Origin of the sequence: Microbacterium songi (assembly GCF_042747925.1) — a bacterium.
Taxonomy (GTDB): domain Bacteria; phylum Actinomycetota; class Actinomycetes; order Actinomycetales; family Microbacteriaceae; genus Microbacterium.
Genome location: NZ_JBHZIE010000003.1, coordinates 1 through 14,059 on the forward strand (window position 1 = coordinate 1; position 14,059 = coordinate 14,059).

Genomic DNA, 14,059 nt, shown 5'->3' on the forward strand with positions numbered 1-14,059 from the left:
GGTCGGTTAGCGCCTTACCCTCCCCCGCAGGCACCCCGCGACGCCCGTTCCGCCACCCGGCGGAACGGGCGTCGCGCTTGCGGGTCCACGGGGCGGGACCGCTGTTGCGCGCTCAGAGCGGCTTGCGCATCTCCAGCTCGGGTCCGATCGTGCTGGTGAACGTGACGCCGGTCGGCTCGAAGCCGATCCTTCGGTAGGCGGCCTGCGCCCTCGCGTTCCCCGTGTGCACGTCCAGGGTGAGCGCGGCGACGTCGCTCGCCGAAGCCCAGGTGGCGGCGGCGTCCATGAGCTCGCCCAAGAGGCCCCTGCCACGGTGCGCGGGTGAGAGGTACACCCCGACGACGTCCGCTCGCCTGTCGACCACGTCGTGTCCGAGGTGATCTCTGGTCCCCGGCTCGCGGAGGAGCACGGTCACCGACCCCGCCCAATCCCCGTCGACGAGCGCGACGAACTGGGCCGACGTGTCTCCCATCGCCGCACCGGCCGTCCGTTCGCGCCAGAAGGCCTCGCTGCGCGCGAGCTCTTCGTCAGGCGTCGTGAGGAACGCCAGCGACGCCTGGGGATCGCTCACCGCCTCGATGCGCAGGTCGCGTACTTCCCTCCACTCGTGGAGCCTCACCCGGCGCACGGTCGTGGCGCGCGTCAACCGGCGACTTCCTGGTACGCGGCGAACAGGAGCGACTCGTCGGGCGCCTGCAGGACGGTCGGCCGAGCGAGATCGTCGAGCACGATGAAGCGCAGCATCCCTCCCCTGCTCTTCTTGTCCCGCTGCATCGTCGCGAGAAGCTGCGGCCACGCGCCCCCGCGGTACGACGTCGGCAGCCCCAGCATCTCGAGCACATCGCGATGACGCTGCGCCTGCGCGTCGGGCAGTCGTCCGGCGAGCCGAGACAGTTCGGCGGCGAAGAGCATACCGACCGAGATCGCGGCGCCATGACGCCACCGATAGCGTTCGGCATGCTCGATCGCGTGTCCGAGGGTGTGTCCGTAATTGAGCACTTCCCGCAGACCGCCCTCACGGAAGTCCTCGCTCACGACGCGCGCCTTCATCTCGATGGCCAGCTCGATGCAGCGACGGAACGCATCGGTACCCGGGTCGACGGAGGCCGCCGGATCGGCCTCGATCAGATCGAGGATCTCGGGGTACCAGATGAAGCCGGCCTTGACGACTTCGGCGAATCCGGCGACGGCCTCGTTCTTGGACAGCGTGTCGAGGGTCTCGAGGTCGCAGACGACGGCGCGCGGAGCCCAGAAGGCTCCGACGAGGTTCTTGCCCTCGGCCGTGTTGACGCCGGTCTTGCCTCCGACGGCGGCGTCGACCATTCCGAGGACGGTGGTCGGCACCTGGACGACCTGCACACCCCGAAGCCACGTGGCGGCCACGAAGCCGGCGAGATCGGTCACGGCTCCACCGCCGAACCCCACGACGGCGTCGGTCCGGGTGAAGTCCGCCTGGCCCATCACCTGCCAGCAGAAGGCCGCCACCTCGATGCGCTTGCCCTGCTCGGCGTCGGGGATCTCGGCGAGCAGCACCTCGCGGCCCTCAGTGCCCATCAGCAGCTCGCGAAGCCGCCCTGCCTCGGCCGTCAGGGTCGGAGGGTGCACGACCAGCACTTTGCGCACCGATGGCGCGAGAGCGGCGCCCACGAGGTCGAGGATGCCGCGGCCCACCGAGATGTCGTGCCCGGTCTCGCCGCTCACGTGCAGCGTGGTCGTGGTCGTGGTGTTCATGCGTCCTCCCGGGCGGCGTCGTGTGCCACCGATCGCGCGACCCGGGATTCGTCTCGCGCCCACCGCACGATGTCGGCGACCACCGCGGCCAGCGGGCCCGATGATGTGTCGAACGTGATGTCGGCGAGCTCGTCGTACAGGGGTCGTCGCTCGGCGTAGATGCGCTCCCACCGGAGCGCAGGCGTCTCCCGGCCCGAGAGCAACGGCCGCGTCTCGCCGTGCAAGCGGGCGGCGACGATGTGCGGCGCCACGGTCAGCAGGACGACGTCGTGCTGCGCGAGGTCGGCGCGGGTCTCAGCATCCAGCACCGCGCCGCCGCCGAGGGCGATCACTCCCCCGGCGTCGAGCGCCTCGGCGACGGCCGTCCGCTCGACGGCGCGGAAGTGCGCCTCGCCGTGGGCGGTGAAGAGATCGGCGATGGGCCCGTGGTCGCGGACCACGATCTTGTCGGTGTCGGTGAAGCTCAGACCGAGCTCCCGGGCGACACGACGACCCACGCTGGTTTTGCCCGCACCCATCGGCCCGATCAGGACGAGGGCGCTAGCGGGCGAGGTCATGTTCGACGAGCTCCGCGTCGCTGGCATCGGTCGTTCGCAGCGTGGTCGGGATCGCGGCGAGGTAGCCCTCGAGGTTCCGCCGCGTCTCCAGGATGTTGTCGCCGCCGAACTTCTCCAGCACGCTCTCGGCGAGCACGATCGCGACCATCGCCTCGGCGACGACACCCGCCGCGGGCACCGCGCAGACGTCCGATCGCTGATGGTGGGCAGAGGCGGTGTCGCCGGTCGCGACGTCGACCGTGCGCAGAGCATGCGGCACGGTCGCGATCGGCTTCATGCCCGCGCGCACGCGCAGAACGGTACCCGTGGACATTCCACCCTCCGTGCCGCCGGCGCGATCGGTCGAGCGGGTGATCCCGTCGGCGGTCGCGAAAAGCTCGTCGTGCGCCGCGGAACCCGGCCGGCGCGTGGTCTCGAAGCCGTCGCCGACCTCGACGCCCTTGATCGCCTGGATGCTCATGATGGCCTGCGCGAGCTTGCCGTCGAGGCGTCGGTCCCACTGCACATGGGAACCCAGGCCCGGGGGCAGACCGTAGGCGAGCACTTCGACGATGCCGCCGAGGGTGTCGCCGTCCTTGCGGGCGGCGTCGACCTCCTCGACCATGCGGGCGGACGTCGGGGGGTGGAAGCAGCGCAGCAGGTCGGCGTCGAGCGTGTCGACGTCGTCGGGAGTGGGCAGCGGGGCGCCGTCGGGTACGCGCACGGGGCCGATCGACAGGGTGTGACTGACCAGCCGGATGCCGAGTTCGCCGAGGAAGCCGCGCGCCAGAGCGCCGAGGGCGACGCGCGCCGCCGTCTCGCGCGCGCTCGCGCGCTCGAGGATCGGGCGGGCCTCGTCGAAGCCGTACTTCTGCATGCCGACGAGGTCGGCGTGCCCGGGGCGGGGTCGCGTGAGCGCCGCGCCGCGGCCGCGCGATCGTTCGGTGAGCTCGACGGGGTCGGGGCTCATCACCTCGACCCACTTGGGCCACTCCGTATTGCCGATGCGCAGTGCGATCGGGCTCCCGATGGAGTAGCCGTGGATGACACCCGTGGAGATCGAGAGCTCGTCTTCCTCGAATTTCATCCGCGAGCCGCGTCCGTAGCCGAGCTTGCGGCGGGCGAGGTCGGCCTGGATGGCAGCACGGGACACGGGCACACCCGCGGGCAGGCCCTCCATGATGGCGACGAGTTCGGGGCCGTGGGATTCGCCGGCCGTGGTCACGCGGAGCATTCCTCCAGTCTCCCACGACCCGGGCCGCGTTCAGTCGTCTGTGACGGCCTGCCGCATGGCGACGAGCACTGCGTCCTCATCGGCGAGTGGGGTGTGCACCTGGCCGGTGGCGAACACCCGCACCTGCAGGACCGCCTGATGCAGCAGCATCCCGAGCCCGGAGCGCGCCGTGCGACCGGCGTCCTCCCACGCGCGCGACAGCGCCGTCGGCCAGTGGCCGTAGACCACGTCCATCAGAAGTCCCCCGTGGGCGGCCAGAGAGCGTGCCGCCGCCGCGGGCACCACGGCCTCGCCCGGCAGCGTGGCGATCGTCACCGCGACGTCGTCGTGATCCGCGGCGGCGAACGGCACCGCCACGACGTCGACGCCGAGACGCTCGCCGATGGCCTCGAGGGGCGCGGTGGCGCCCGGCCGCCGTGCGACGACGTCGATGCGCTCCGCGCCGAGCTCCGCGAGCGCGACCACCGCCGAGGCCGCGGTCGCACCGGCACCCACCAAGCGCGCATGCGCGACCGCTTCGATGCCGTCGTCCTGCAGCGCCCGCACGATGCCGCCGACATCGGTGTTGAATCCGTGGGGACGCCCGGTGGGGTCGATCAGCAGCGTGTTCACGGCGCCCGTCAGCTCCGCTCGTCGATCGAGCGTTCCGGCGGCGGCGAACGCCTCGCCTTTGAGCGGGAACGTGACAGACAGTCCGCGCCATGATTCGTCGAGCGAACCGAGCGTGGACGACAGTTCGGATGCCGCGACCCGGCGTCGCTCGTAGGTCCAGCCCAGTCCGAGCACGTCGTAGGCCGCGGCGTGCAGCTGGGGCGACCGACTGTGAGCGATGGGGTCGCCCCACACGGCGAGCCGCGTGCGCTCGATCAGCACCCCGAGTCCGGGTGGTCCGCGCACCAAGCCTGCCACTGCGCGACCGCCCTGTTGTGGTCGGCCAGGTTGTCGGTGAACACCGTCTCACCGGTGTCGAGGTTGACCGTCACGAAGTACAGCCACGACCCGTCGGCGGGGTGCATCGCCGCGTCGATCGCGGTGTCCCCGGGGTTCGAGATGGGTCCGGCGGGCAGGCCGGTCACCACGTACGTGTTCCACGGATTGTCGTCGGCCAGCGCCTCGGCGGACGTGCTGACCGTGCCGTCGTGCATCTCGCCGTACCCGTACTGCGCGGTCGAGTCCATCTGCAGCTTGCCGAACGTCTCCTGATTCGACGGCGACAGCCGGTTCTGGATCACGCGCGACACCTTGTAGAAGTCTGCCTCGAACCGTGCTTCGCGCTGAATGATCGACGCGATCGTCAAGATCTCCTGACGTCGCTCGACGGGTACGGCTGCGGCGTCGAGGGACTGGACGGTGCGGTTCACCAGGGTGGTGATCACATCCTTCGCCGTCACACCGGGATCGAACGTGTAGGTCGCCGGGAACAGCCAGCCCTCCAGGCTGCCCGCGGTCACGCCGTAATCCGCGGGTGTCGCCACCGCCGCGTCGAAGTCCGCGAGCGGCAGACCGGTCGCTTCCACGAGGATCGGCAGTGACTGCGCGACAGTGAGGCCTTCGCGCAGCTGCGCGGTGTTCGACATCTTGTTGGCCGGGTCCAGGAGCGCCGCGAGGGCGGCTTCCGAGGTCATCTGCGTCTGCATCTTGAAGACCCCGGGCACGAACGGCGGGTTCTGACCGGTGGAGATGAGGTAGTCGTAGAAGGCGCTCGGAGTCTTCGTGATGCCGGCGTCGAACAGGTGCTGCGAGATCGGGCTGCCGGTGTCGCCCGACGAGATCGTGACGAACGTCTCTCCGGTGGCGATGCCGGCGGCGTAGTCCTTGGGCTCCTCCCAGCCCATGAACGCGCGGATCTTGTCTTCGTACGTGTTCCACGCCCACAGGCCGCCGCCGGCGATGCCGCCGAGGATCACCAGGACGATGCCGAGGGCGATCCACCCGCCGATCCGACGACGACGCTTGTTCTTGGGCGGAGGAGGCGCACCGATCTCATCCGTCGTGCGCGCGCCCGCGAAGAGATCTTCCAGCGCGGCCGGCGGAGCCGTCGGCCCCGTGACCGGAGCGGGCTCCGGGCGCGTGTTCGCGGACGACGACGAGGCGGCGGGGCGAGTGGGGTCCACGCGCGGCGCCGGCGCGCGAACGGGCTGGGCGGACGGCGCGGACGTCGCGGGAGCGAGGTTCACGTCCCCTGTTTCGGCCGACGCCGCTCGTGCCGCGCGGCGAGAGAGAGGGGCGCCGCCGCTCGACGGTGACGCGTCGCTCCGGGGCGGCGTTCGAGTATCGGGGGCCGAACCGTTCGTCGCCCGCTCTTCCCCGGTGCCCGGCTTCGCGGAGCGCGTCGCCTGCTGTCGTGCGCGCGGATCAGGCAGCTTGCCGAACAGATCCGCCAACGGATCGTCGAAGGGCGACGATGAATCGGGCATGATCAGGTGAACTCCTGGTCCGGGGGAAGGGGGGATGCAGGTGTGCCGGGGGGACGGCCGCTGTTCTTCTCGACCTCGAGAGCCTGCTGCAGCAGCACGACCGCGGCGACTTGATCCACAATGCTACGAGAAGAACGCTGTGACCGCCCCGATTGCCGGAGAGCCGCGTGAGCGGACACGGTGCTCAGACGCTCATCCACCAGACGCACGGGGAGAGCGGATGCCGCAGCCAGAGCCGCGGCGAACTCCCGGGCGTCGGTCGTGGACGCGGTGTCCGCGCCGCTGAGACTCATCGGCAGGCCGACGAGGATCTCCATCGCGGCGAGCTCTCCGGCGAGCTCTGCGATCCGCGCGACCGACCCCTCCGCGCGCGGCACGGTCTCCACAGGGGTTGCGAGAAGGCCGTCGGGATCGCACTTCGCGACACCGACACGGGCCTTGCCCACGTCGACACCGACGCGCACTCCGCGGCGGAACCCGGTCACGCGGGCACGGCCTCCAGGGCGCCGTGCACAGCGGTCAACGCGGCAGGCAGAGCCGAAGCGTCCGTCCCGCCGCCCTGCGCGACATCGTCGCGACCGCCGCCTCCACCGCCGAGGACTCCGGCGGCGAGCTTGGCGAGTGCGCCGGCCTTCGCACCCGTCGCGCGGGCCGCATCGTTCGTGGCGACGATCACGACGGGGCGGTCGTTCACCTCGGCGCCGATCGCGACCACCGCGGCCGGCGATCCGAGTCGGTCGCGCACCTGCAGCGTCAAAGTGCGCACATCGTCTGCCGACGCCGCAGCGCCGATCGACGTGGCGACCAGTCGGATGCCCCCCACGGTGACCGCGCTCTCCGCGATCGTGGGTGCACGGTCGGCGAGCGCCCTCGCCTCGAACCCGGCGATCTTCTTCTCGGCGGCCTTGAGGCTCGCCGTGAGCTCCGCGATCCGTGCCGGCAGCTGCTCGCGCGGCGTCTTCAGCGTGGACGTGAGCCGAGAGACGAGCGCGCGCTCCGCCGCGAGCGAACGGAAGGCGTCGAGACCGACGAGGGCCTCGACGCGACGGTTGGAGGCGCCGACGGAGGACTCCCCCACGAGGTTGATGAGACCGATCTCGGCGCTCGTGGCGACATGGGTCCCTCCGCAGAGCTCACGCGACCACGGACCCCCGATGTCGACCATGCGGACGACCTCGCCGTACTTCTCGCCGAACAGCGCCTGGGCGCCGAGGGCCTTGGCCTCGTCCAGCGCGACCACGCGGGTCGTCACCTCGAGATTGTCACGCACCGCGTTGTTCGCGATCTCCTCGATCTCGGTCTTGGTGGCATCCGACAGCGCCTGACCCCACGAGAAATCGAACCGCATGTAGCCGGCGCGGTTGAGCGAACCGGTCTGGGTCGCCGTCTTTCCGAGCGTGTCCCGGAGGGCCGCGTGGATCAGGTGGGTGGCGGAGTGCGCCTGCTGCGCAGCACGCCGGTTCACCGCGTCGACGACGGTGGTGGCGGGCTGGCCCACGGCCACCTCGCCGGTCGTGACTTCGACGGTGTGGCTCACGAGCCCGGGCACCGGCTTCTGAACGTCGAGCACGTCGAGCTCGTAGCCGGGACCGACGATGACGCCCTTGTCGGCCACCTGTCCGCCCGATTCCGCGTACAGCGCCGTCTCGCCGAGGATGACCTCGGCGATCTGCCCGGCCGTCGCCCGGTCGACGGGTGCCCCGTCGACCAGCAGACCGAGCACGGTCGACGCGGTCTCGAGGTCGGAGTACCCCGTGAACACGGTCTCGCCGCGACCACGCAGCTCGCGGTAGACGCTCGTATCGGCGAGCTGCCGCTTGCGGGAGCGCGCGTCGGCCTTGGCGCGGTTCCGCTGTTCGAGCATGAGGGTGTCGAAAGCCGCGCGGTCGACGGTCAGGCCGGCCTCTTCGGCGATCTCGAGCGTCAATTCGATAGGAAAGCCGTACGTGTCGTGCAGGAGGAACGCCTCGGATCCGCCGATCGTCGCACCCCCGGCGACCTTCGTCTGCGCGACCGAGTCGTCCAGCAGGGCGGAACCTGACGCCAGCGTCCGCAGGAAGGTCGCCTCCTCGGCGAGGGCGTACTGCTCGATGCGCGGATAGTCCGTCGCCACGATCGGGTAGGCGTCCTTCATCGCGTCGCGCGACGCGGCGAAGAGATCGACGAAGGTCGGTCCGTCCACACCCAGCAGACGCATCGAGCGGATCGCCCGCCGCATCAGTCGGCGGAGGATGTAGCCGCGACCGTCGTTCGCGGGCGTCACGCCGTCGGCCAGCAGCATGAGCGACGAGCGCACATGGTCTGCCACGACGCGGAAGCGCACGTCGTCTTCGTGGTCCGCGCCGTACGTGCGTCCGGAGAGCTCGACGGCCTTGTCGAGGACCGGCCGCACCTGGTCGGTCTCGTACATGTTGTCGACGCCCTGCTTGATGAAGGCGATGCGCTCCAGGCCCATGCCGGTGTCGATGTTCTTGTTGGGCAGATCCCCGACGATGTCGAAGTCGTACTTCGACGTCACATTCGTGATCTCGTACTGCATGAACACCAGGTTCCAGATCTCCACGTACCGGTCGTCGTCGGTGGCAGGGCCGCCGTCGACGCCGTAGGCGGGTCCGCGATCGAAGAAGATCTCCGAGCAGGGTCCTGCCGGGCCGGGCAGACCTGTGGACCAGTAGTTGGTGTCCTTGCCCAGGCGCTGAATGCGCTCCTCCGGGAGACTCGTCAGCCCCAGCCAGAGATCGCGGGCCTCGTCGTCCTCCTCGTACACGGTGACCCAGAGGTCGTTCGCATCGAACCCGAGTCCCCCGTCCTCCTCCGGGGTGGTCAGCAGCTCCCACGCGTAGCGGATGGCGCCCTCTTTGAAGTAGTCGCCGAACGACCAGTTGCCGAGCATCTGGAAGAACGTGCCATGCCGAGGCGTGTGCCCGACCTCTTCGATGTCGTTCGTCCGGATGCACTTCTGCACGTCGGCGGCCCGCGGATAGGGCGGGGGGACGTCACCGCTCAGATACGGGATGAACGGCACCATCCCCGCGACGGTGAAAAGCAGCGCCGGGTCGTCGGTCACCAGGGAGGCCGAAGGGACGATGGTGTGACCGCGCTTCTGGAAGAAGTCCAGGTAGCGGGCAGCGATCTCTACGGTCTTCATGAGTGGGTCCTCGATGGCAAGCGGGCACACCTCCACCCCGGAAGGTGGAGGGGTGGTGATCAGTCGGAATGCTTCTTCGCGGCATCGTCGGCGGAGTCGGCAGCCTCAGAGACCGCGTCCTTCGCCTCGTCGACGGCATCGGATGCCGCGGCCTTCGCGTCGTCGGCCGCATCCTTGACGTCGTCGGCCGCGTCTGCAACGTGGTCCTGAGCATCCTGGACGGCATCCTCCGCAGACGACTGCGCGGACGCGAGGGCATCGGACGCAGCATCCGTCACGCTCTTCGCTGCGCCCTTCGCGGACTCGAGGGCGTCCGAGGCGGCATCCTTCGCCTGCGTGACGATATCGCCGAGCCGGCCCTCCTGTTCGCGGTAGGCGTCGCCGATGCGATCGGTGAACTCCGCGATGCGCCCGTCGACCTCGGCGAGCAGCTCATGCCCGCGCGGGTCTTTGTTCACGAGATGCGCGGTGATGAAACCGCCGACGATACCGAGTAGGAACCACACAAGGCTTTTCACTGTCAGCACTCCCTGGGTCGGGCCGCGTCGTGGGCGCGGCATCGTTCACATCGTATGCGGAAAACGCCGAAGGGCGCCGGGACGAGATCCCGACGCCCTTCGGCGATGACGACAGCGTGACGTCAGCGTGCCGCGTAGTACTCGACGACGAGCTGCACGTCACACGTGACGGGAACCTCGGCGCGCTTTGGGCGACGAACGAGACGTGCCTGCAGCTTGTCGAGCTCGACCTCGACGTAGCTCGGAACCGGGGGCAGCACGTCGGCGTGACCGCCGGCCGCGGCCACCTGGAAGGGCTCGGTGCCTTCCGACTTGGCCTTGACGTGGATGAGCTGTCCGGGCTTGACGCGGAACGAGGGGCGGTCCACGGTCTGACCGTCGACCAGGATGTGGCGGTGCACGACCAGCTGGCGGGCCTGAGCGGTGGTGCGGGCGAGGCCCGAGCGCAGAACCAGGGCGTCCAGACGCATCTCGAGCAGCTCGACGAGGTTCTCACCCGTCAGTCCGTCCTTGCGACGTGCCTCGTTGAAGGTGTTGCGCATCTGCTTCTCGCGGATGCCGTACTGCTCGCGCAGACGCTGCTTCTCACGGAGCCGGACGGCGTAGTCGCTGTCCTGCTTGCGCTTGGTGCGGCCGTGCTCACCCGGAGCGTAGGGACGCTTCTCGAGGTAGCGGGCAGCCTTCGGGGTCAGTGCGATGCCGAGGGCGCGCGACAGGCGCACCTTCCGGCGGTCCTGGGACTTCGTAGCCACGAAGTGATCCTTCCGATGACGTGGCCGCGCATTTCGCGGCTCACGGACGTATCTCCGTCTTCTCGCCCTGTCCGGACTGCACGCCGGGGCATGCCGGAAGGTCGGTGAGGAGAAGAGGGGATGCCCGAAAACTGTGTTTCGAGCCGGTCCAGTCTACCAGAGGCGGTACCCCGCCCCGTCACGGAGGCAGGGGACGGATGCTGCGGCTCAGGACCGCCCGTCGAGGATGCGCCGAATCTTCTCGAGGCGGGCCTGCACATCACGCTCCTGGCCGTGGTTGGTGGGCTCGTAGTACGTGCGGCCGCGGAGCTCATCCGGGAGGTACTGCTGCGCCACGACGCCGATCTCGCTGTCGTGCGGATAGCGGTAGCCCTTGCCGTGCCCGAGCTTCTTCGCCCCGGCATAGTGGGCATCTCGCAGGGGTGGCGGAACGCGACCGAATCCACCCGCCCGCACGTCGGCGATCGCCTTGTCGATCGCGAGGTAGGCGGCGTTGGACTTGGCGGTCGTCGCCAGGTAGGCGGTGGCCTCGGCGAGCGGTATCCGGCCCTCGGGCATGCCGATGAAGGCGACCGCGTCGGCGGCGGCCACCGCGATCTGCAGTCCGGACGGGTCGGCGAGCCCGATGTCTTCGGCCGCCGAGATCACGAGCCGACGAGCGATGAAGCGCGGATCCTCCCCCGCCTCGATCATCCGGGCGAGGTAGTGCAGGGCGGCGTCCACGTCGGACCCCCGGATGGACTTGATGAAGGCGCTGATGACGTCGTAGTGCTCATCGCCCTGTCGGTCGTAGCGCAGCAGTGCGCGATCAGCCGCCTGCGCGATGTGTTCAGCGGTGACGGTCGTCGCGGTGGGCGTGGAGTACGGCTCGTCGTGCTCGGCGTCGCCGTCTTCCTCGTCGTCGTCCGGGTTCGCGTCGGGCTCCTCGTCGAGACCCGCCGACATGGTGGCCGCGGCCTCGAGAGCGGTCAGCGCCCGGCGGGCGTCCCCGGAAGCCAGCCGGATGAGGGCGGCACGCGCCTCCGGGTCGAGTTCGACCGCCCCGGCGAGACCACGCGGGTCCGCAACGGCGCGGTCGATCAGCAGGCCGAGGTCCTCGTCGGTCAGAGGGCGGAGCGTCAGGAGCAGCGACCGGGACATCAGGGGCGAGATCACCGAGAACGACGGATTCTCCGTCGTTGCGGCGATCAGGATCACCCAGCCGTTCTCGACACCCGGCAGCAGCGCGTCCTGCTGCGCCTTCGTGAAGCGGTGGATCTCGTCGAGGAACAGGATCGTCGACTGCCCGTAGAGGTCGCGCTGCGTGAGCGCCTCCTGCATCACTTCGCGGACGTCTCGCACACCGGCCGTCACGGCGGACAACTCCACGAACCGCCGACCCGATGACCGCGCGATGGCCTGCGCCAGCGTCGTCTTGCCGGTGCCGGGCGGTCCCCACAAAATCACCGAGACAGCGGATGCCGCGGCATCCGGATTCGCCAGCGCCACGAGCGGCGACCCGCGGCGCAGCAGGTGCGACTGACCCGCGACCTCGTCCAGCGAGACGGGTCGCATCCGCACCGCCAGAGGCGTCTGCCCCTGGAAGAGCGCAGAAGAGGGAGTCATCCGTCCAGGCTAGTCGCGGGCTCCGACCCCCGCGTCGGCCGCCGTCGCCGCGGTTTTGCCCCGAAAGGACGGGGTCGTAGGATCGGGGCGGTCCGGGCATCCGGAGACGAGGAGGCCACGTGGCTGCGAGTGGCAAGGCCGGCAGAGATCGCGACACGCGTGCGGAGCGAGAGCGCATCCGCCTCTACCAGGCACGGCAGACCTTCCACGAGGAGCAGCTGCGGCGTCGTCGGCGCGACAACCTGATCGCCGGGGTCGTCGGCGGTGTCCTGATCCTGGCGGTCGTCGGCGGCCAGATCGCCTACTACACCGCGGGTCCCGGCGTACCGGCGCCGAGCCCGACACCCTCCGCCTCCGTCTCGACCACGCAATCCCCCACTCCCGCGCCCACCCCCTGACGGGCGATGTCCCCGCGCGACGACGCCGGGCGTATTAGGCTCGATGCCGTCCATCCCCCACAGGCGGCGCGAGCCGCGATGAGGTGCATCCCGTGACTGCCGCCGCAGATTCCCTTCCCGAGAACACCGAGCCGTCGACCGACGAGGTCGTCACCGACGAGACCACTGCTCCGGCCGCCGAGAGCGCTGAGGCCGAGGCTGCCGCCGAGAGCGCCGAGACGGTCGAGCCCGACGCCGGGACGGTCGAGCCCGAGCCTGGGCCCGAGGTCGAGTCGACGGTCCCCGCGGCCGACACCGAGTCTGCTGCGGTTCCCCCGGCGGTGTCACCGAAGCCGACGCCCGCACCCGGTCCGCGGGCGCCCATGCCCCGCCCACCCGCCGGGGCCGCGCGCCCGGTCGTGCCCGCGCCGACCCCCGGCGACGAGTCGTGGGGTCGCGTCGACGACGACGGCACGGTCTCGGTGCGCGAGGGCGAGGAATGGCGCGTCGTCGGACAGTTCCCCGACGGGTCGCCCGCGGAGGCTCTCGCCTATTTCGAGCGGAAGTACGCGGATCTCGCCAGCGAGGTCACGCTGCTCGAGGTGCGTCACCGCAATGGCGGCGCCCCGGCATCCGAACTGCGCTCGACGGCCAAGACCGTGGGCGACAAGGTCGCCGGTGCCGCCGCCGTGGGAGACCTGGCCCGACTCGAGAAGCGCCTGGCTGCCCTGATCGAAGATCTGAGCGCCGCCTCGGCGACCGAGGCGAAGGCCGCGCGAGAAGCGGTGGACGCCGCCGTGCGCGAGCGCACCGAACTCGTCGAGAAGGCAGAAGCACTCGCGGCCCGCGAACCGCGCACCATCCAGTGGAAGCAGACGTCCGCCGAGATCGGCGAGCTGTTCGACCAGTGGCAGTCGCAGCAGCAGAACGGTCCGCGTCTGCCCAAATCCACCGCGCAGGCACTGTGGAAGCGTTTCCGCGATGCGCGCGGCACCCTCGACAAGCTTCGCCGCGAGTTCTACTCCGAGCTCGACGGCGAGCACAAGGCGGTTCGCGATCGCAAGACGCGCATCGTCGAGAAGGCTGAGGCGCTCGCGCCCCGTGGCGAGGACGGCATCGGCGCCTACCGGGAGCTGCTCGACGAGTGGAAGACGGCCGGCCGAGCCGGCAAGAAGGCCGACGACGCGCTGTGGGCGCGGTTCAAGGCGGCCGGCGACGCCCTCTACGCCGCTCGGGGTGAGCGCGAAGCCGCCGACGTCGAAGAGTCCCGCGAGAAGATCGAAGCCAAGCGGGCTCTGCTGGTCGAGGCAGCGGCGGTGCCCTCCGAGACCGACACCGCGAAGGCGCGCGCACAGCTGACGGCGATCCAGAGGCGGTGGGACGAGATCGGTCGCATCTTCCCCCGTGACAAGGAACGGGCTCTGGACGACGACCTCCGCAAGATCGAGACCACCATCCGCGGAAGAGAAGACACGGACTGGAAGCGCAACAATCCCGAGACCAAGGCTCGGACCAACGACATGTCGCGTCAGCTCACCGAGGCGATCGAGAAGCTCGAGAACGAGTTGGCCGCAGCTCAGAAGGCCGGCGACAAGAAGGCCGCGGCGGCCGCGCGCGAAGCGCTCGATGCCCGCAAGGCCTGGTTGAAGGTCGTCGGCGGCTGACCTCCTCCCCCTGAACGGCGCGGCCTCCGGTTCTCCACAGAACAGGAGGCCGCGCCGTTCGGTCGTCTCGGGTCGGG

13 protein-coding genes are annotated in these 14,059 nt (G+C 70.1%); 2 read left to right on the forward strand and 11 right to left on the reverse strand.

Annotated elements, in window-relative coordinates; all coding sequences use genetic code 11:
* Window positions 1–112: 112 nt before the first annotated feature.
* From ACFM35_RS05700 to ACFM35_RS05750, 11 genes are all read right to left on the reverse strand, one after another.
* Entirely contained in the window at window positions 113–619 is a 507-nt protein-coding gene (locus ACFM35_RS05700; RefSeq protein WP_378839513.1) for a GNAT family N-acetyltransferase, read from the reverse strand.
* Window positions 620–642: 23 nt separating this feature from the next.
* The gene (gene aroB / locus ACFM35_RS05705; RefSeq protein ID WP_378839516.1) at window positions 643–1,731 is read right to left on the reverse strand and encodes a 3-dehydroquinate synthase; all 1,089 of its coding nucleotides are present in this window, start codon (window positions 1,729–1,731) and stop codon (window positions 643–645) included.
* Window positions 1,728–2,288 carry a shikimate kinase gene (locus ACFM35_RS05710; RefSeq protein WP_378839518.1) on the reverse strand — a complete coding sequence of 187 codons (561 nt, stop codon included), beginning with the start codon at window positions 2,286–2,288 and terminating at the stop codon, window positions 1,728–1,730. The genes aroB and ACFM35_RS05710 overlap by 4 nt, the downstream gene beginning before the upstream one ends.
* Window positions 2,272–3,501 (reverse strand): chorismate synthase, encoded by a 1,230-nt coding sequence (gene aroC / locus ACFM35_RS05715; RefSeq protein ID WP_378839521.1) that lies wholly within the window; start codon window positions 3,499–3,501, stop codon window positions 2,272–2,274. The genes ACFM35_RS05710 and aroC overlap by 17 nt, the downstream gene beginning before the upstream one ends.
* A 30-nt stretch (window positions 3,502–3,531) precedes the next feature.
* Window positions 3,532–4,410, reverse strand: coding sequence for a shikimate dehydrogenase family protein (locus ACFM35_RS05720; protein WP_378839524.1), 879 nt, complete (start codon window positions 4,408–4,410; stop codon window positions 3,532–3,534).
* Window positions 4,368–5,678 carry an endolytic transglycosylase MltG gene (gene mltG / locus ACFM35_RS05725; RefSeq protein WP_378839527.1) on the reverse strand — a complete coding sequence of 437 codons (1,311 nt, stop codon included), beginning with the start codon at window positions 5,676–5,678 and terminating at the stop codon, window positions 4,368–4,370. The genes ACFM35_RS05720 and mltG overlap by 43 nt, the downstream gene beginning before the upstream one ends.
* A 242-nt stretch (window positions 5,679–5,920) precedes the next feature.
* Window positions 5,921–6,403, reverse strand: coding sequence for a Holliday junction resolvase RuvX (ruvX, locus tag ACFM35_RS05730; RefSeq protein WP_378839530.1), 483 nt, complete (start codon window positions 6,401–6,403; stop codon window positions 5,921–5,923).
* A complete protein-coding gene (gene alaS / locus ACFM35_RS05735) occupies window positions 6,400–9,066 on the reverse strand; it encodes an alanine--tRNA ligase (protein WP_378839533.1) in 2,667 nt (888 codons plus the stop codon). The genes ruvX and alaS overlap by 4 nt, the downstream gene beginning before the upstream one ends.
* Window positions 9,067–9,125: 59 nt before the next feature.
* The gene (locus ACFM35_RS05740) at window positions 9,126–9,584 is read right to left on the reverse strand and encodes a hypothetical protein (RefSeq protein WP_378839536.1); all 459 of its coding nucleotides are present in this window, start codon (window positions 9,582–9,584) and stop codon (window positions 9,126–9,128) included.
* 122 nt (window positions 9,585–9,706) lie between these two features.
* Window positions 9,707–10,336 (reverse strand): 30S ribosomal protein S4, encoded by a 630-nt coding sequence (rpsD, locus tag ACFM35_RS05745; protein ID WP_378839538.1) that lies wholly within the window; start codon window positions 10,334–10,336, stop codon window positions 9,707–9,709.
* 207 nt (window positions 10,337–10,543) lie between these two features.
* Complete coding sequence (locus ACFM35_RS05750; RefSeq protein ID WP_378839541.1) at window positions 10,544–11,941, reverse strand: replication-associated recombination protein A; 1,398 nt, start codon at window positions 11,939–11,941, stop codon at window positions 10,544–10,546.
* Between the two features lie 119 nt (window positions 11,942–12,060).
* On the opposite strand from ACFM35_RS05750, the gene ACFM35_RS05755 reads away from it, so the two are divergent.
* Entirely contained in the window at window positions 12,061–12,339 is a 279-nt protein-coding gene (locus tag ACFM35_RS05755) for a dioxygenase (protein ID WP_378839543.1), read from the forward strand.
* A 362-nt stretch (window positions 12,340–12,701) separates the two neighbouring features.
* On the forward strand, window positions 12,702–13,982 hold the full coding sequence (locus ACFM35_RS05760) for a DUF349 domain-containing protein (RefSeq protein ID WP_378839852.1): 1,281 nt from the start codon (window positions 12,702–12,704) through the stop codon (window positions 13,980–13,982).
* Window positions 13,983–14,059: the final 77 nt, after the last annotated feature.